Here is a 16,354-nt window from a genome sequence, read left to right as displayed (position 1 = left end):
AGTTATGGCATTAAATTTTCCTAATATCGATCCTGTGATCGTGAAGTTTGGCCCCTTTGATATTTTCGGACAAACCTTCGAACCCGCCCTACGTTGGTATGGATTCACTTACTTAGTTGGCTTTGTCGCCGCCATGTGGTTACTCAATCGTCAGGCCGACCGCTCCAATGGTTTATGGACGAGAGAACAGGTTTCTGATCTGCTGTTTTATGGCTTTTTAGGGGTGATTTTAGGTGGTCGCATCGGCTATGTGCTCTTCTATCATTTCGATTATTTCCTCGCTAGCCCAATGTATTTGTTTAAGATTTCAGAAGGTGGCATGTCTTTCCACGGTGGTCTGATGGGGGTGATTACCGCCATGATTTATATCGCCTGGAAGCAAAAGCGTACCTTCTTTGCGGTCGCAGATATGGTGGCGCCCGTGGTGCCCATTGGCTTAGGTGCGGGGCGGATCGGTAACTTTATCAATGGTGAGTTGTGGGGCCGTGTCACGGATGTCCCTTGGGCCATGGTGTTCCCAAGTGGTGGACCAGAACCTCGTCACCCATCACAACTCTATCAATTCGCCCTTGAAGGGGTGGCCTTATTCCTGCTCCTCTATTGGTTCAGTAAACGAACGAAGAAAGTCGGCGCCGTGTCGGGCATGTTCTTACTCGGATACGGGATTTTCCGTGTGATTGTTGAAACCGTAAGGCAACCTGATGCGCAGTTAGGTCTCTACTGGGGCTTTATGACTATGGGGCAGATCCTATCTGTGCCGATGATCCTCTTCGGTTTATATTTAATTCTTCGTCCAGAGGGGAAGCAGTAATGCAGCAGTATTTAGACTTGATGAAGCACATCTTAGCCGAAGGTGTGGATAAATCAGACCGAACTGGTACCGGTACTCGCTCGGTATTCGGCTATCAAATGCGTTTCGATTTGAGTAAGGGCTTTCCCTTAGTGACCACCAAAAAGTGCCACATGCGCTCGATTATCCATGAGTTGTTGTGGTTTTTGAAGGGCGATACCAATATTGCTTATCTGCGTGATAATAAGGTCAGTATTTGGGACGAGTGGGCCGATGAAAATGGTGATTTAGGTCCAGTTTATGGCGCACAGTGGCGCAGCTGGCCGACCCAAAGTGGTGATGCAATCGATCAAATTGCTCAGGTGATTGCACAAATCAAATCTCAACCCGATTCACGTCGTTTGATTGTTTCGGCGTGGAACGTGGGTGAACTGGATAAAATGGCGTTGGCACCTTGTCATGCCTTTTTCCAATTCTACGTTGCCGATGGCAAATTATCCTGTCAGCTGTACCAGCGTAGCTGTGATGTGTTCCTAGGCTTACCTTTCAATATCGCCAGTTATGCGTTGCTGACCATGATGGTGGCACAGCAATGTGATTTAGCTTTGGGTGACTTTGTGTGGACGGGCGGCGATACCCACTTGTACTCCAACCATATGGAACAAACGGCATTGCAGTTAAGCCGCGAGCCAAGATCTTTGCCTACCATGACTATCCTGCGTAAGCCGGCCTCTATTTTCGGTTATCAATTCGAAGATTTCGAGCTAACCAACTACGATCCACACCCACATATCAAAGCCCCTGTCGCCGTTTAATGGCGAATTAATCGACTAACACCTCGGTATTATCGAGGTGTTTTGTCGAAACTATCGATTATACTTGTTCTTTTTCTTCGTCTACACTCAGTTCATTATGATTTTTTGGAGTGCAAGATGGAAAAAGCAATTAGAAATTTTCTGAGCCAAGAATCGGCTGGCGGCATCCTGTTATTGGTTGCTGTTGCCTTAGCCATGCTGATGGCTAATTCTCCTCTCGCGGGGCTCTATCAAGGATTTCTCAGTACTGAAGTACAAGTCCGTGTTGGTGCACTCGATCTGCATAAACCACTGTTGTTATGGATTAACGATGGCCTAATGGCATTGTTTTTCTTACTGATTGGTTTAGAGGTCAAGCGTGAATTGTTGGAAGGTGCCCTATCGAGTGTTGCCCAAGCTTCATTGCCAACCTTTGCGGCGATTGGTGGTATGTTAGTACCAGCAGGTATCTACCTAATATTTAACTATGGCGATCCTGTGACACAAGCCGGATGGGCCATTCCTGCGGCCACAGATATCGCTTTTGCATTGGGTATCATGGCATTGCTGGGCAGCCGTGTGCCAGTGGCGTTAAAGGTCTTTCTGCTGGCGCTTGCCATCATCGATGACTTGGGTGTAATTGTGATTATTGCACTCTTCTACAGTACCGATCTGTCCACCATTAGCCTGATTATTGCCAGCATTGCGATTGTCGGTTTAGTGGCTTTAAACCGTAAAGGTGTGACCGCATTAGCACCCTATGGGGTATTAGGACTCGTGCTGTGGGTGGCGGTATTAAAGTCTGGTGTACACGCGACGTTAGCCGGGGTGATTATTGCCTTCTGTATTCCACTGCGTGCAAAAGACGGCAGCTCACCTTCGGAGCACTTAGAGCATAGTTTGCACCCTTGGAGCACTTTCCTTATCCTGCCAGTATTTGCCTTTGCGAATGCGGGAGTGGCTTTAGGAAACATGAGCTTAGATACATTGATCTCCCCTGTACCTGTCGGGATTGCATTGGGACTAATGTTAGGTAAGCCAATTGGTGTAATGCTGTTTAGCTTCGTGGCCGTCAAACTGAAGTTAGCGCAATTGCCTGATGGTATTGGTTGGAAGCAAATTGCGCCTGTGGCGGCAATGTGTGGTATTGGTTTTACTATGTCTATGTTTATTGCTTCGTTGGCATTTGAGCAAGCAGACCCTATGTATGGCGACTTAGCGCGCCTTGGCACCTTGATAGGCTCGATTCTCGCGGCCTTGATTGGATATTTCTGGTTATCAAAAGTGTTACCTAAAAAAGGAGTATAACTATGATAAATATGAAATTAGTAGGAATGGCAGCACTATTAACACTTTCTTCAAGCGCTATGGCTTCACAGATTGATGCATGTAACAAGGATGTCGCATCACTCACCTGCCAAAGTTATCTTGAGGGCATAGTCGATGGCGCGTTAATGTTTAAATCTGAGGCATTAGGCGCGCGGCTTGAAACCAATGGTTATGAGTCTAGGGCACTCAAGTACCGCGGCGGGAAACGTTTTCAAGAGGCGAATCGCACTTATTGTGCCAACCGTATTCCGGATAGAGACAGTTTAGTCTCTGGGGTAACAGAAGCGGTCAGTACTGGAACGGCTGCAGATTTAGAACAGTTGCAAGGCATTGTCATTAACTTATTGGATTGTCAGCGCTTAAAATAGCGCTATCGACTCATCATTTGTTAAGCTGAGTCATTGCGATCCGACATGCCGCAGCCTTAAGGGGGGTGGCATCCCTTATAGGAAGCTTATTGGCGATGCTGCATCTTAATTACAACCATCTTTATTATTTCTGGATGATCAAGAAGAAGGGCTCAGTGGCTAAGGCCGCAGAAGCCCTTTGTTTGGCACCACAAACCATTACAGGGCAAATTCGCGCTCTAGAAGACAGATTAAACGGCAGTTTATTCAAACGTGTCGGACGAAATTTAGAAGCGACTGAACTTGGAGAGCTGGTGTTTCGCTACGCCGATAAGATGTTTTCCCTCAGTTATGAAATGCTCGATTTACTGAATTATCAAAAAGATGATGCCATTTTATTTGAAGTCGGTATTGCCGATGCCTTGTCTAAAGCCTTGGCGAGTCGCGTGTTGCTCTCTGTGGTGCCAAATGATGGTTCCATGCATCTTGCTTGTTATGAAGCGACCCACGAAAGTTTAATGACCCGTTTACGTGAGCATAAATTGGATATGATCCTCTCTGACTGTGCGGGTGAGTCATTGAAATATCCAGAAATTTTGTCGAAAAAACTAGGTGAATGTGGCGTGAGCTTTTTTTCTGCCGAAACCTATAGCGCCGATTTCCCAGCTTGTTTAGAGCAGGGACAATTGCTGATCCCCGGTCGTAGAACATCGCTTGGGCAACAATTATACCGTTGGTTCGACGAGCAAAATCTTAAGGTTAGCATCTTAGGCGAGTTTGATGATGCGGCGATGATGAAGGCCTTTGGCTACCTAAAACGTGGGATCTTTGTTACACCGTCGGTTTATCCCCAAGAAGTGATTTCCCACGGTATGCATTTACTCGGCGAAACTCTTGATGTTAAAGAAGAATACCATGTGATGTTTGCCGAACGGATGATCCAACATCCTGCGGTGAAGCGTTTATTAGAAACGGATTTCAGTGATTTATTTGCCGGATTAGACAGCCAAGTTCAGCGATGCTAAACCGAGTTTCAACATGGCTTGCATCGACACTCTACGGCGTGAACTGGTAGACTAGGGCGAATTTTGTTTTGGGAGAGATTAACTTGGAGTTAATGAACATTGCACGGGTCCGCTGGGCATGTCGCCGCGGAATGCTCGAATTGGACGTCTTGTTCCAGCCTTTCGTCGAAAATGTTTATCAGGATTTGTCGGATGAAGACAAGGCCCTGTTTATTCGTTTACTCGAGTGTGAAGACCCTGAATTATTTGCCTGGTTTATGGGTCATGAAGCCTGTCCCGATGCAGAGCTTGCCCGTATGGTTGTGCAAGTCCGTGGTAGAGCGGCGCCATAGTTTTAGTGTAAAAGCCTCCTTCGACCAGCGACTCTCGTTGGTCGTTTTTGTTTGTGTTTGCAGTACCTCTTTACTTATTTGGCCAGAAACTGACATCGCATTTTTGCGTGGACTGAGGTTTCTCTTCGCGGTCTTATTATTGGGATTCTGTTGCTATCAGTTATGGCGGCTGAGAACATGGCATTGCCGTTTTGAGCTTAATAGTAAAGGGGAAGGTTGGCTATCAACAGAGGAGGCGTTTCATGTATTACCCAGAACTTGGGTAACGCCATTTGTCTGTCTAGTTTATTATCAGTCCGGCGACAAACTGCATCTATTGCCCCTGTGGGCCGATATGTTTAGCGATACGGATTATCGCCACTTATGCCGACTATTACTCAAGGCTAAAGCTCAGGTGGCGAGTCAAAACGAACACCTTTAATCCAAATCTGAACATTGAACCATAGTTAGGTTTTATCCCTTTTCACTCTGCTTAAATAAAACGGGCTAAATCTTGGTTGAGATTTAGCCCGTTAAAAGTACTGCTCTTAAGCTACCCGCTTATTTTTCAGGTTGCAGAATCGTCGGTTGTGGCGAGTCTACCTTCTCGGGATGGTCGATATTGTAGTGCAGACCACGGCTCTCTTTACGATCCATAGCGCAGCGAATAATAAGCTCGGCTACTTGTACTAAGTTACGCAGTTCCAGCAGGTTATTACTGACTCTGAAGTTGCTGTAATACTCTTGGATTTCCTGCTGTAGCATCAAACAACGGCGTAGCGCGCGCTCCAAGCGTTTATCCGAGCGCACAATGCCGACATAGTCCCACATAAACAGGCGCAGCTCGTGCCAGTTGTGTGCAATCACCACTTCTTCATCTGAGTTGGAGACTTTACTCTCGTCCCACGCCGGAATTTGCCCAGGTAATGGAATTTTGTGCATTTGGCTCTCAATGTCCTGCGACGCAGCGCGGGCAAACACTAAACACTCGAGCAGCGAGTTACTCGCCAGGCGGTTCGCACCATGTAAGCCGGTATAAGCCACTTCACCAATGGCATAGAGACCGTTGAGATCGGTTTGACCGTGTAAGTCAGTCATCACACCACCACAGGTATAGTGAGCGGCAGGAACCACAGGAATGGCATCCTTGGTGATATCGATACCCAGCTCCAAGCAGCGACTGTAAATCGTTGGGAAATGCTTGATGATAAAGTCGCTTTCTTTATGGCTGATGTCTAAGTAGACGCAATCGGCACCTAAGCGTTTCATCTCGTAGTCGATGGCGCGGGCAACAATATCGCGGGGCGCGAGTTCGGCGCGCTCGTCAAAGTCGGGCATAAAACGGCTGCCATCGGGGCGACGTAAATAAGCCCCTTCACCACGCAGGGCTTCGGTCAGCAGGAAGTTACGCGCATCGGCATGGTAAAGGCAGGTTGGATGGAATTGATTAAATTCCATATTGGCTACACGGCAACCTGCGCGCCACGCCATGGCAATGCCATCACCACTCGCCACATCGGGGTTTGAGGTGTATTGGTAGACCTTAGAGCTACCACCCGTGGCTAATGCGACAAATTTTGCCTTAATGGTTTCGACCTGTTCTGCATTACGGTTCCACACATAAGCGCCTAACACGCGATTGCCAGGGCGATTCAATTTACGGGTGGTGATGAGGTCGATGGCGTTGTAACGTTCTAAAACTTGAATATTGGGGTGGGCGAGGGCGCGTTCTTGCAGCGTGGTTTGCACTTCTTTGCCCGTCGCATCGGCGGCATGCAGAATGCGTCTATGGCTATGGCCACCTTCGCGGGTCAAATGATAAGGTGCGTCTTTGGCATTATCGCCAGCGGTTTCTTCTTTATCGAATGCCACACCACATTCAATTAACCACTGCATGGCACTTTTAGCGTTTTCGGCGGTAAAAGTCACCACTTCTTTATCGCACAAGCCAGCACCGGCCACTAACGTATCGGCCACATGGGATTCGATGGTATCACTTTCATCGAACACGGAGGCGATACCGCCTTGGGCGTAGTATGTCGACCCTTCTGAGAGTGGGCCTTTTGAGAGCAGAATTACGTTTGCTTTTTCAGCAAGATGCAAAGCTAGTGTCAGACCTGCGGCACCGCTACCTATGACTAATATGTCAGATTGGTGTTCAACTACTTGTTTCATCGGGTATCATGCTATGACTGAGAGTGCCATCTATGGTAAACCAACTCACCGATTATGGGTACTTTCCTTTTAACCTTACTTTTTTTGTATAATTCTTAGAACTTTTTCAAAGCACGCTAGTCTACATAAGTGAATATGATTCGAGCGACTGAGAAATCAGCATTTTAGATTTGGGAGAAGTCGGCTCGGATGAGTGGACAAATAAGTGATCAACAATTAGTTGAGCGCGTACAACGGGGAGATAAAAACGCTTTTAACCTGTTGGTGCTTAAATATCAGAGTAAAGTAGTGAGCTTGATTTCACGCTATGTGCGTAACCAAGCCGACGTTACCGATGTGGCACAGGAAGCGTTTATCAAAGCTTATCGAGCTTTGCCAAACTTTCGCGGAGAAAGTGCGTTTTATACCTGGTTGTACCGCATAGCCGTAAACACGGCTAAGAATTACCTCGTGTCACAGGGGCGCAGAGCGCCTGCAAATGATGTGGATGCAGAGGATGCCGAATACTATGAAGGTAGTGACGCGCTAAAGGAGTTTGCCTCCCCAGAGCGACTAATGTTATCTGACGAAATCAAAAAAGTGGTTTTCGAGACATTAGAGACCTTGCCAGAAGAATTACGTATGGCGATTTCGTTGCGTGAACTCGATGGGATGAGTTACGAAGATATTGCCATCATCATGGATTGCCCTGTGGGTACCGTTAGATCTCGTATCTTTCGTGCCCGTGAAGCAATTGATAAAAAACTTCAGCCATTGCTGGAAGAGTAACACCCTTAAATTTAGACAGGTGAACAATGGATAAATTAGGTCAAGAATGGGTATCTGCCGCTGTCGATGGAGAGACAGATTTGCAGACTATGGCAGAACTTGCTGCCGATACGCATTCACATAATAAGTGGCGTAACTATCATTTGATAGGCGATGCTATGCGGGGCGAGTTACCCCAGACTATGGCGTTAGACCTTTCCGCCAGTATTGCGGCTGCAATAGAACTTGAGCCTGCCATTGTCTCGCCTCAAGTTACCGCGCCTGAAGTCACAACAGCGCCGCAGCAAGTGGTTAACGCTGAAAAAAGCCGTGTTGTGCCTTTATTCAAGCAGTTTGGTCAGTACGCGATTGCAGCGACTGTAGCAATGTTCGCCATCGTAGGCGTACAGAACTTCAACCAAACCGTCGATGATGCCGCGTCGCCATCGCCAGTACTCATTACTCGTCCACTGATTGGTAGTGCTTCTCCGGTGAGCTTACAGACTGGCCCTGTGCAGCAAAATCAGAGCTACACTAATGATCAAATGAACGAGCAACGTCGTCGAATTAATACATATATTCAGGATCATATGTTGCAACAACGATTGAATACGGGTGCCGTTGTAGAAGACAATAGCGAGGTTATCCCCGTTCCTGTCAATCAGTAGTAAGGAGTTAGCTTGCGTCTAATCCTGTTGGCTTTATTAGCCTTGGTATTCCCTGCAGTGGCGCAGGAAGATATGCCTGCCAAAGTCTGGCTTGAGAAAATGAGCCAGGCTTTAAAAGAAAAAGAATTTAAAGCATCTATTATACAACTTCAGGCCGATCACATTCGGCCTTTGGTTTATCTTCACGGTAAGGTAAATAATCAGGAAGTTGCCTTTCTTGAGTACCTCAATGGCCCACCGAAAAATGCGGTCAGAGTGGGAAACAGAGTCACCTTTATCGAGCACGATCAACCTGCCTACAGCATCTTTTCTAATCATATTCAGGGCGTTTGGCCTGCGGCTTTCTCGTCAAAGATGAGTGATTTAGAAGTGGGTTATCAGTTTGTACTCGGTGGTCGTACGCGCATTGCGGGTCGTCCAGGGCAAATGATCCGTTTACTGCCCAATGACGAATACCGTTATGGTTTCCAAATTTGGCTGGATATGGACACCTATCTGCCGCTGAGATACGACATGCTGACTCAAGATAAACAATTACTTGAACAGCTGATGGTGATTGAGCTGATTGAGTTAAATGAGCCGCCATCGATTCTGCAGGAAGCCTACAAGCAGGAATGGCCAGCTGTCATCGATCAGGCTGAGCGCCAGGATGGGCAGAATTGGCAATTTTCTTGGCTGCCGGCAGGATTTAGCGTGGTAGTGCGTGATCACCACCGCTTAATTGGCAGCCATGAAGCGGTTGAATATATTGCGTTAACCGACGGCTTAGCCAATATTTCTGTCTATGTCGCACGAGCAGGCTCGGCTCCACTTCCTGAGGAGTTAATCACTCGCAATGGCCTGTCTTTGGTGGCTGAAAAAGTCGGTAATGCCGAAGTAGTTGCTGTGGGTAAAGTGCCGACAGAAACTTTAGCCCGTATCGCCAAAAGTCTGATGTTAGAATAAGGCCTCTTATCATGATGGAAGAAGTGGCGCGGGTTGTCGCCTGCGATAATCAAGGTTGGCTGACCGTTGAGGTAGAGCTTAAAAGTACCTGTAAGAGCTGCAGTAGCAGCGAGTCTTGCGGTACTTCGGCGGTTGCTCAGGCTTTTTCGGCAAAGACACAACAATTCTCTATTCAAAGTGAACGCGCCTGCGAGGTTGGTGAACTGCTAAAACTCGGTCTGCCAGAGAGTGTGGTCCTTAAAGCGGCAGCATTGGTTTATTTGATGCCGCTCCTCGGATTATTTGCGGGCGCCGTATTCGGTCAGTTTTTCGCAGGTTTGTTGGAAATTAATTCGGATCTCAGTGTGATAGCGTTTGCCGCTTTAGGGGCGATAGTTGCTTGGTTGTTTGGAAAACACAAGGCAAAACAACTCGAAGTAGATTCCCAACCTGTGATTTTGGCTTATTTAGGTTCAGAGATCAGTTTAGAAAAATTACCCGTTTAATTTCATGTTGTTATTGATTTTAATCTGGCAAAAAACTCTCGCTGAAGGCTGCATTTTTCGACTTAAAGAGAACTATGAGTGAATCTGATTGGTATTGAAACCGCAATCAGGTACAATTTCGCACCTTTGAACCGTATCCATTTTTCAGTATTAGTCATAGCAGCATAATGAAACACATTAGAAACTTCTCAATTATTGCCCATATCGACCATGGTAAATCGACGCTATCAGATCGTCTTATTCAGGTTTGCGGCGGGTTAAGCGATCGTGAAATGGATGCGCAAGTTCTTGATTCTATGGATCTAGAGCGTGAGCGCGGTATCACGATCAAGGCGCAGAGCGTGACGTTGGAATACAAAGCCAAAAATGGCGAAACCTACCAACTTAACTTTATTGATACCCCAGGTCACGTTGACTTTTCCTATGAAGTATCTCGTTCATTAGCCGCCTGTGAGGGCGCGCTGCTCGTGGTTGATGCGGGTCAAGGCGTTGAAGCTCAGACGCTCGCTAACTGTTACACCGCGTTGGATATGAATCTGGACGTAGTGCCTATCCTGAACAAAATCGATTTACCCCAAGCCGATCCTGAGCGCGTAGCCGCTGAGATTGAAGACATAGTGGGTATTGATGCAATGAACGCAGTGCGTTGTTCGGCAAAAACAGGTGTGGGCATTGACGATGTATTAGAAGTCATCGTTGAGCAAATTCCGCCGCCAGAGGGCGATCCAGACGCGCCACTGCAGGCGCTGATTATCGACTCTTGGTTTGACAGCTACTTAGGCGTTGTTTCTTTAGTGCGTATCAAAAATGGCGTGTTGAAGAAAGGCGACAAGTTCAAGGTAATGTCTACCGGCCAAAACCACACTGCAGACCGCGTCGGTATCTTCACGCCAAAACAAACCGATAAAACTGAGCTGAAAACCGGTGAAGTAGGTTTCGTTATCGCGGGTATTAAAGAAATTCACGGTGCACCAGTGGGTGATACCTTGACGCTAGCTAAGCATGGCGCTGAAAAGCCATTACCTGGCTTTAAGAAAGTGAAGCCTCAGGTTTACGCTGGTGTGTTCCCGATTTCGACCGACGAATATGAAAACTTCCGTGATGCGCTGAACAAACTCAGCCTCAACGATGCGTCATTGTTCTTCGAACCTGAAAGTTCATCAGCCCTGGGTTTTGGTTTCCGTATTGGCTATTTAGGCCTGCTCCACATGGAAATCATTCAAGAGCGTTTAGAGCGTGAATACGATCTTGACCTTATCACGACGGCACCAACCGTAGTGTATGAGGTGCTGTTGACCAGTGGTGAAACCGTCTATGTTGATAACCCAGCAGACTTGCCGGCGATTAACAACATCGAAGAGAAGCGTGAGCCAATCGTTGAAGCTAACATTCTGGTGCCAAAAGAATACTTAGGTAACGTGATTACATTGTGTATCGAAAAACGTGGTACCCAAGTGAACATGGTTTACCACGGTAATCAAGTGGCCGTGACTTACCATCTGCCGATGGCTGAAGTGGTAATGGACTTCTTCGACCGCTTAAAATCGACCAGCCGTGGTTATGCATCGTTAGAATATAACTTCATCCGCTTCGATCCTGCGGACATGGTGCGCTTAGACATTCTGATCAACGGCGACCGCGTAGACGCATTGGCGATGATTATTCACCGTTCAAACATTCGTCACCGTGGTTTAGCGCTGGTTGAGAAGATGAAAGAACTGATCCCACGTCAGATGTTTGATATCGCGATTCAAGCCGCTGTCGGCAGCCAAATTATTGCCCGTTCTACCGTAAAAGCCCTACGTAAAGACGTAACGGCTAAATGTTACGGTGGTGACGTTTCCCGTAAGAAGAAACTCTTGAATAAACAAAAAGAGGGTAAGAAACGGATGAAACAAGTGGGTAACGTTGAGGTGCCGCAAGAGGCGTTCTTAGCGGTACTTAAGTTAAACGAGTAACACTCGAGATAACACAATTTAGCTATTATTGCGCCGCAGTTTGCGGCGCTTTACTTAGCTTATCGTATGTTTTGTGGTGTTTTTTTAGAAATACGGTAAGTTAACTAAAGTTCGCGAGTCGAAATACAATAGTCGCTGAGTTTGGATCTTTACATTTCAAGGCAGGAGTTCAATAAGCAATGGCAGCCTATTTTTCCATTATTTTAGTGCTAGTCACCCTGATTTCAGGGTTGATCTGGTTAATCGATGTGCTGGTATTTGCGCCTAAACGCCGCGAAAGCTTAGCCTTAGCCAAGGCTTCGCAGGCTAATTTAACTGAGGAAGCTGAATACAACATCATCCGCGAGCCCACTGTGGTTGAAACCGCGCATTCTATCTTCCCTGTGATAGCCTTCGTGTTGATCCTGCGCTCGTTTATTTATGAGCCATTCCAAATTCCCTCAGGCTCTATGATGCCAACCCTGTTAGTGGGTGACTTTATTCTGGTGGAAAAGTTTAGCTATGGCCTAAAAGATCCCGTATGGCGCACTAAACTGATTGAAACGGGCGAGCCAAAACGTGGCGATGTGATTGTGTTTAAATACCCTGAGAACCCTCAGATTGACTACATCAAGCGCGTTGTGGGTTTACCTGGCGATCGGATTATCTACCGTAACAAGCAGTTAATGATCCAAAAAGCCTGTGGCGTAGAGCAAACCAATTGCCTTGAGCCAGAACTGGTGGCGCGTACCGAAATCAGCCGCGGTGATTTCAGCCAAGATGGTGTGCCATTAATCCGTTTTAAAGAGCAACTTGGTGAAGTTGCCCACGATATTTTAATCAATCCAAGCCGCCCCGATATGCTGGGATACTTCAAGCGTGAAGGGAATTTACCAGCGGGTGAGTTCCTGGTGCCAGAAGGCCATTATTTTGCGATGGGTGACAACCGCGATAACAGTACCGACAGCCGTTTCTGGGGCTTTGTCCCTGAAGAGAATCTTGTGGGTAAAGCGGTCGCTATCTGGATCAGTTTTGAGTTTGACCGTTCTAAAGCCGACTTCCTGCCAACTTGGGTGCCAAGTGGAGTACGTTTTGAACGAGTAGGTGGAATTCACTAGTATGGAACCGATTAAAAATTTGCCACGTTTGTGTCGTACTTTGGGCTATGAGTTCAAGAATATTGATCTCCTCACCCAAGCATTGACCCACAGAAGTGCGGCAAATAAGCACAACGAGCGTTTAGAGTTTTTAGGCGATTCGATTTTATCGATTGTGATTTCTGACGCCTTATACCATCAGTTTCCTAAGGCGACTGAGGGTGACCTGAGCCGGATGCGCGCCACCTTAGTGCGTGGTGATACGCTCACCTTGATTGCTAAGGCTTTCAAGCTTGGGGATTATTTATTCTTAGGCCCTGGTGAGTTAAAGAGCGGTGGTTTTAGACGTGAATCCATCTTGGCCGATGCGGTCGAGGCGATTATCGGCGCAATCTACTTAGATTCCGATCTCGAAGTGTGCCGTAAGTTATTACTGCATTGGTACGCCGAGCGTTTGGCCGAGATCCAACCCGGTGTGAATCAAAAAGACGCTAAAACCTTACTGCAAGAATATTTACAAGGGTTAAAGAAGCCGCTACCCGATTACCAAGTAATCAACATAGAAGGCGATGCTCACGATCAAACATTCACTGTTGAATGTCGTATAGATGACTTGAGCGAAAGCGTGATTGGCGTAGCGAGTTCGCGCCGCAAAGCCGAACAGATTGCTGCGGCTCAAGTATTGGAGTTACTGAAGAAATGACCAAAAAAACAGACTTGCCAGCTGTCGATGCCGCTAACGCTAACGCTAACGCGAGCAATGAGCCGAGCTTAGATGAATTACTGGCAAGGATGAATGCAGCGAGCGCGGCGGCGCCGTCTGTTCACTATGATGTGACCTACTGTGGCATGGTGGCCATTATTGGCCGCCCTAACGTGGGTAAATCGACTCTGCTGAACCGATTGCTTGGGCAAAAGATCAGTATTACCTCGAAAAAGCCGCAAACGACGCGTCATCGCATCATGGGTATCCATACCGATGGTCCACGCCAAATCGTGTTTATCGACACGCCTGGCCTGCATATTGAAGAGCAGCGCGCGATTAACCGTTTGATGAACCGCGCGGCGGCGAGTTCGCTTGCCGATGTGTCTATGGTGATTTTTGTGGTCGATGGTATGACATGGACCGCCGATGATGAGATGGTATTAAGTAAACTTCGCCGTGGCGGTGAAGAGCGTAAAACCGTTTTAGCCATCAACAAAGTCGATAATATCAAAGACAAAGAAGCCCTTTTCCCTTATCTGGAAGAAGTGGCCAAGAAGTACCCCTTCGATGAAATTCTGCCGATTTCGGCCAGCAAAGGCACCAACGTTAAGCGCATTTTAGATATGGCGGCAGAGTCGCTGCCCGAGAATCCGTTCTTCTTTCCTGAAGATTATGTGACCGACCGTTCGCAGCGTTTTATGGCATCTGAAATTGTCCGTGAAAAACTGATGCGCTTTTTAGGTGATGAATTACCCTACGATGCGACGGTTGAAATCGAGCAGTTTAAGATGATGGAAAACGGCGTTTATCAAATCAACGCCCTGATCTTGGTTGAGCGCGAAGGCCAAAAGCGGATGGTGATTGGTAGCAAAGGTGAGCGCATTCGTACCATCGCCACGCAAGCGCGCCTCGATATGGAAACCTTGTTTGATAACAAAGTGTTCCTCGAAGTGTGGGTGAAGGTCAAATCCGGTTGGGCCGATGATGAACGCGCCCTGCGAAGCTTAGGCTACGGTGACGATTAATCGTTACTGATGATAGGCCGAGCCTGATTATGAACGAGCGCGCTGACCGATGAAACGGGGGTATGTTTTGCATCATCGGCCTTACCGGGAGTCTAGCGCGCTGGTCAATCTCTTGGTTGACGGTATTGGTCGTGTCGATGCCGTCGCGCGAGTCGGGAGCGGTAAACGCTCCATCAAAAGTATTCTCCAACCCTTTCAGCCGCTGATTTTTGAATTTAGCGGCAAGTCTGAACTCAAAAACATCAGCCAAATTGAAGCGGCCGCGCCAGCCGTGCCTTTATCGGGTTATAGCCTGTATGCCGGCATGTATATCAATGAGTTGCTGATGCGCACTCTGTCGGTTCACCATAATGCCGAGGCGTTATTCCTCATCTACCATCAAGCCTTGGTCGGGCTCGCGGCGCAGTTTTGTGAGTCGAAGCTGCGCTACCTTGAGCTGGCGCTCTTGCGGGAACTCGGGGCTATGCCATCCCTTATCCGCGATACTCAGGGCGAACCGCTGATCCCTGAACATTACTATCAGCTTGTGCCAGAACTTGGCTTTCAATTTGTGTTGAACAGCAGGGCAAAGCATACCTATCAAGGCGCGATGTTAACCGCACTTAACGATAATCAATTGTTACAAGAGCAGTTTTTAGAGGCCAAACGATTGATGCGCTCTATGCTGCAACCCTTGCTCGGAAACAAGCCGCTGGTGAGTCGGCAGCTATTTATTCAAGCGAGAGCCTCTAACAGAGATGGGAATAATTAGCCCTAGCTCCTGTTTTTTACTGTCTGTCCCAGTACAATAGGGCGCAAATCAGCGTTAATTCTAGCCTTACAAACATAAAGGAGTTCCCGATGAGCCGTATCTTATTGGGTGTTAATATCGACCATATTGCGACCCTGCGTCAGGCTCGCGGCACCAGTTATCCCGATCCTGTCCATGCAGCGGCGGTTGCCGAGCATGCGGGTGCCGACGGTATCACGATTCATTTACGGGAAGACAGACGTCATATTATCGACCGCGATGTGTATCTGCTGGCAAAAACCTTAAAGACGCGGATGAACTTTGAGTGTGCCGTGACAGAAGAAATGCTCAACATCGCCTGCGAAGTCAAACCGACCTACGTTTGCTTAGTCCCTGAAAAACGTCAAGAAGTGACGACCGAAGGTGGTTTAGATGTGGCTGGTCAACTAGATAAAATCACTGCCGCGGTAAGCCGTTTAGCCGCCAATGGTATCCAAGTGTCACTGTTTATCGATGCCGATAAGACGCAAATCGATGCCGCCGTCGCCTCTGGCGCGCCACTTATCGAAATCCATACCGGTTGCTATGCCGACGCTAAAACAGCTGAGGAAGAGGCCAAAGAGCTTGCGCGTATCAGCGAAATGGCGAAATACGCCCATGGCAAAGGCTTAGTCGTGAATGCGGGCCACGGGCTGCATTATCACAATGTTAAGCCGATTGCGGCGATCCCAGAGCTGTATGAACTCAACATTGGCCATGCCATTGTCGCGCGTGCGGCCATTGATGGCTTAGCGACAGCGGTTAAAGACATGAAAGCGCTGATGTTAGAAGGTCGTCGAGGCGAATAATGGCAATCGTTGGGCTTGGCACTGACATAGTTGAAATCGAGCGTATCACCGCCCATGTGGCACGTTCCGGCGATAAGCTGGCAAAACGTGTACTGACAGAGGCTGAGTTCGATATATATCAACAGCATAGCCAACCGAGCCGCTATTTGGCTAAACGCTTTGCCGCTAAAGAGGCCGCAGCTAAAGCCTTGGGGACGGGGATTGGTCGAGGGGTATCTTTTCAGCATATCCACATTGGGAATACGCCCGATGGTGCGCCGACGATTGATTTTGCGGAAGGAGCGCAGCAGCGTTTAGCTTTGCTCAACGGCGTGGTCGGGCACATATCAATCGCGGATGAAAAATCCTACGCTATTGCGACGGTTATCCTCGAATCTCGCTAGTTTCTAACCTTG

Annotated in this window: 19 protein-coding genes; 18 read left to right on the top strand and 1 reads right to left on the bottom strand. The window is 47.7% G+C overall.

The window, feature by feature from the left end; genetic code table 11:
* The first annotated feature begins 4 nt into the window (after positions 1-4).
* From lgt to ACK5NH_RS14825, 7 genes are all read left to right on the top strand, one after another.
* Positions 5-811, top strand: a complete 807-nt coding sequence (gene lgt, locus ACK5NH_RS14855; protein WP_416921271.1) for a prolipoprotein diacylglyceryl transferase — start codon at positions 5-7, stop codon at positions 809-811.
* Positions 811-1,605 carry a thymidylate synthase gene (gene thyA / locus ACK5NH_RS14850; RefSeq protein WP_416921269.1) on the top strand — a complete coding sequence of 265 codons (795 nt, stop codon included), beginning with the start codon at positions 811-813 and terminating at the stop codon, positions 1,603-1,605. The genes lgt and thyA overlap by 1 nt, the downstream gene beginning before the upstream one ends.
* A gap of 117 nt (positions 1,606-1,722) precedes the next feature.
* Positions 1,723-2,892 carry a Na+/H+ antiporter NhaA gene (gene nhaA, locus ACK5NH_RS14845; protein ID WP_416921267.1) on the top strand — a complete coding sequence of 390 codons (1,170 nt, stop codon included), beginning with the start codon at positions 1,723-1,725 and terminating at the stop codon, positions 2,890-2,892.
* A 2-nt stretch (positions 2,893-2,894) separates the two neighbouring features.
* Positions 2,895-3,281 carry a hypothetical protein gene (locus ACK5NH_RS14840; protein WP_416921265.1) on the top strand — a complete coding sequence of 129 codons (387 nt, stop codon included), beginning with the start codon at positions 2,895-2,897 and terminating at the stop codon, positions 3,279-3,281.
* 95 nt (positions 3,282-3,376) lie between these two features.
* Entirely contained in the window at positions 3,377-4,285 is a 909-nt protein-coding gene (gene nhaR / locus ACK5NH_RS14835) for a transcriptional activator NhaR (protein ID WP_416921263.1), read from the top strand.
* An 83-nt stretch (positions 4,286-4,368) separates the two neighbouring features.
* Positions 4,369-4,617, top strand: coding sequence for a succinate dehydrogenase assembly factor 2 (locus ACK5NH_RS14830; RefSeq protein WP_109285503.1), 249 nt, complete (start codon positions 4,369-4,371; stop codon positions 4,615-4,617).
* Complete coding sequence (locus ACK5NH_RS14825) at positions 4,598-5,038, top strand: protein YgfX (protein ID WP_416921292.1); 441 nt, start codon at positions 4,598-4,600, stop codon at positions 5,036-5,038. The genes ACK5NH_RS14830 and ACK5NH_RS14825 overlap by 20 nt, the downstream gene beginning before the upstream one ends.
* 119 nt (positions 5,039-5,157) lie before the next feature.
* Here ACK5NH_RS14825 and nadB read toward each other — a convergent pair whose 3' ends face one another.
* Positions 5,158-6,771 carry an L-aspartate oxidase gene (gene nadB / locus ACK5NH_RS14820; RefSeq protein WP_416921261.1) on the bottom strand — a complete coding sequence of 538 codons (1,614 nt, stop codon included), beginning with the start codon at positions 6,769-6,771 and terminating at the stop codon, positions 5,158-5,160.
* 189 nt (positions 6,772-6,960) lie between these two features.
* On the opposite strand from nadB, the gene rpoE reads away from it, so the two are divergent.
* The 11 genes from rpoE to acpS all read left to right on the top strand — a co-directional run bounded on the left by rpoE (position 6,961) and on the right by acpS (position 16,342).
* Positions 6,961-7,539, top strand: a complete 579-nt coding sequence (gene rpoE / locus ACK5NH_RS14815; protein WP_011623604.1) for an RNA polymerase sigma factor RpoE — start codon at positions 6,961-6,963, stop codon at positions 7,537-7,539.
* A gap of 26 nt (positions 7,540-7,565) precedes the next feature.
* The gene (locus tag ACK5NH_RS14810) at positions 7,566-8,186 is read left to right on the top strand and encodes a sigma-E factor negative regulatory protein (RefSeq protein ID WP_416921258.1); all 621 of its coding nucleotides are present in this window, start codon (positions 7,566-7,568) and stop codon (positions 8,184-8,186) included.
* Positions 8,187-8,198: 12 nt separating this feature from the next.
* Complete coding sequence (locus tag ACK5NH_RS14805) at positions 8,199-9,131, top strand: MucB/RseB C-terminal domain-containing protein (protein ID WP_416921256.1); 933 nt, start codon at positions 8,199-8,201, stop codon at positions 9,129-9,131.
* A gap of 11 nt (positions 9,132-9,142) precedes the next feature.
* Positions 9,143-9,616 (top strand): SoxR reducing system RseC family protein, encoded by a 474-nt coding sequence (locus ACK5NH_RS14800; protein ID WP_416921254.1) that lies wholly within the window; start codon positions 9,143-9,145, stop codon positions 9,614-9,616.
* Positions 9,617-9,783: 167 nt separating this feature from the next.
* A complete protein-coding gene (gene lepA, locus ACK5NH_RS14795) occupies positions 9,784-11,574 on the top strand; it encodes a translation elongation factor 4 (RefSeq protein WP_416921252.1) in 1,791 nt (596 codons plus the stop codon).
* Between the two features lie 179 nt (positions 11,575-11,753).
* Positions 11,754-12,671 (top strand): signal peptidase I, encoded by a 918-nt coding sequence (gene lepB, locus ACK5NH_RS14790; protein WP_416921250.1) that lies wholly within the window; start codon positions 11,754-11,756, stop codon positions 12,669-12,671.
* A 1-nt stretch (position 12,672) separates the two neighbouring features.
* Positions 12,673-13,353 carry a ribonuclease III gene (rnc, locus tag ACK5NH_RS14785; RefSeq protein WP_011717872.1) on the top strand — a complete coding sequence of 227 codons (681 nt, stop codon included), beginning with the start codon at positions 12,673-12,675 and terminating at the stop codon, positions 13,351-13,353.
* Entirely contained in the window at positions 13,350-14,381 is a 1,032-nt protein-coding gene (era, locus tag ACK5NH_RS14780; RefSeq protein ID WP_416921247.1) for a GTPase Era, read from the top strand. Before rnc ends, era begins: the two co-directional genes overlap by 4 nt.
* Before the next feature lie 49 nt (positions 14,382-14,430).
* A complete protein-coding gene (gene recO / locus ACK5NH_RS14775; protein ID WP_416921245.1) occupies positions 14,431-15,132 on the top strand; it encodes a DNA repair protein RecO in 702 nt (233 codons plus the stop codon).
* 89 nt (positions 15,133-15,221) lie between these two features.
* Positions 15,222-15,959 carry a pyridoxine 5'-phosphate synthase gene (pdxJ, locus tag ACK5NH_RS14770; protein ID WP_133178708.1) on the top strand — a complete coding sequence of 246 codons (738 nt, stop codon included), beginning with the start codon at positions 15,222-15,224 and terminating at the stop codon, positions 15,957-15,959.
* On the top strand, positions 15,959-16,342 hold the full coding sequence (acpS, locus tag ACK5NH_RS14765) for a holo-ACP synthase (RefSeq protein ID WP_416921243.1): 384 nt from the start codon (positions 15,959-15,961) through the stop codon (positions 16,340-16,342). The genes pdxJ and acpS overlap by 1 nt, the downstream gene beginning before the upstream one ends.
* Positions 16,343-16,354 lie beyond the last annotated feature (12 nt).

Source organism: Shewanella sp., assembly GCF_047975355.1.
In the GTDB taxonomy this organism is placed as follows: Bacteria; Pseudomonadota; Gammaproteobacteria; order Enterobacterales; family Shewanellaceae; genus Shewanella.
The sequence above is the reverse complement of the archived record's forward strand: the minus strand, read 5'-3'. Positions and strand labels throughout refer to the sequence as shown.

What these genes read in the sequence shown, in the direction of transcription:
- recO (WP_416921245.1), top strand. Translation starts at nt 14,431, where the DNA reads ATGAAACGGGGGTATGTTTTGCATCATCGGCCTTACCGGGAGTCTAGC.
- lepA (WP_416921252.1), top strand. Translation starts at nt 9,784, where the DNA reads ATGAAACACATTAGAAACTTCTCAATTATTGCCCATATCGACCATGGT.
- nadB (WP_416921261.1), bottom strand. Translation starts at nt 6,771, where the DNA reads ATGAAACAAGTAGTTGAACACCAATCTGACATATTAGTCATAGGTAGC.
- era (WP_416921247.1), top strand. Translation starts at nt 13,350, where the DNA reads ATGACCAAAAAAACAGACTTGCCAGCTGTCGATGCCGCTAACGCTAAC.
- lepB (WP_416921250.1), top strand. Translation starts at nt 11,754, where the DNA reads ATGGCAGCCTATTTTTCCATTATTTTAGTGCTAGTCACCCTGATTTCA.
- acpS (WP_416921243.1), top strand. Translation starts at nt 15,959, where the DNA reads ATGGCAATCGTTGGGCTTGGCACTGACATAGTTGAAATCGAGCGTATC.
- rpoE (WP_011623604.1), top strand. Translation starts at nt 6,961, where the DNA reads ATGAGTGGACAAATAAGTGATCAACAATTAGTTGAGCGCGTACAACGG.
- rnc (WP_011717872.1), top strand. Translation starts at nt 12,673, where the DNA reads ATGGAACCGATTAAAAATTTGCCACGTTTGTGTCGTACTTTGGGCTAT.
- thyA (WP_416921269.1), top strand. Translation starts at nt 811, where the DNA reads ATGCAGCAGTATTTAGACTTGATGAAGCACATCTTAGCCGAAGGTGTG.
- lgt (WP_416921271.1), top strand. Translation starts at nt 5, where the DNA reads ATGGCATTAAATTTTCCTAATATCGATCCTGTGATCGTGAAGTTTGGC.
- nhaR (WP_416921263.1), top strand. Translation starts at nt 3,377, where the DNA reads ATGCTGCATCTTAATTACAACCATCTTTATTATTTCTGGATGATCAAG.
- pdxJ (WP_133178708.1), top strand. Translation starts at nt 15,222, where the DNA reads ATGAGCCGTATCTTATTGGGTGTTAATATCGACCATATTGCGACCCTG.
- ACK5NH_RS14810 (WP_416921258.1), top strand. Translation starts at nt 7,566, where the DNA reads ATGGATAAATTAGGTCAAGAATGGGTATCTGCCGCTGTCGATGGAGAG.
- nhaA (WP_416921267.1), top strand. Translation starts at nt 1,723, where the DNA reads ATGGAAAAAGCAATTAGAAATTTTCTGAGCCAAGAATCGGCTGGCGGC.
- ACK5NH_RS14840 (WP_416921265.1), top strand. Translation starts at nt 2,895, where the DNA reads ATGATAAATATGAAATTAGTAGGAATGGCAGCACTATTAACACTTTCT.
- ACK5NH_RS14800 (WP_416921254.1), top strand. Translation starts at nt 9,143, where the DNA reads ATGATGGAAGAAGTGGCGCGGGTTGTCGCCTGCGATAATCAAGGTTGG.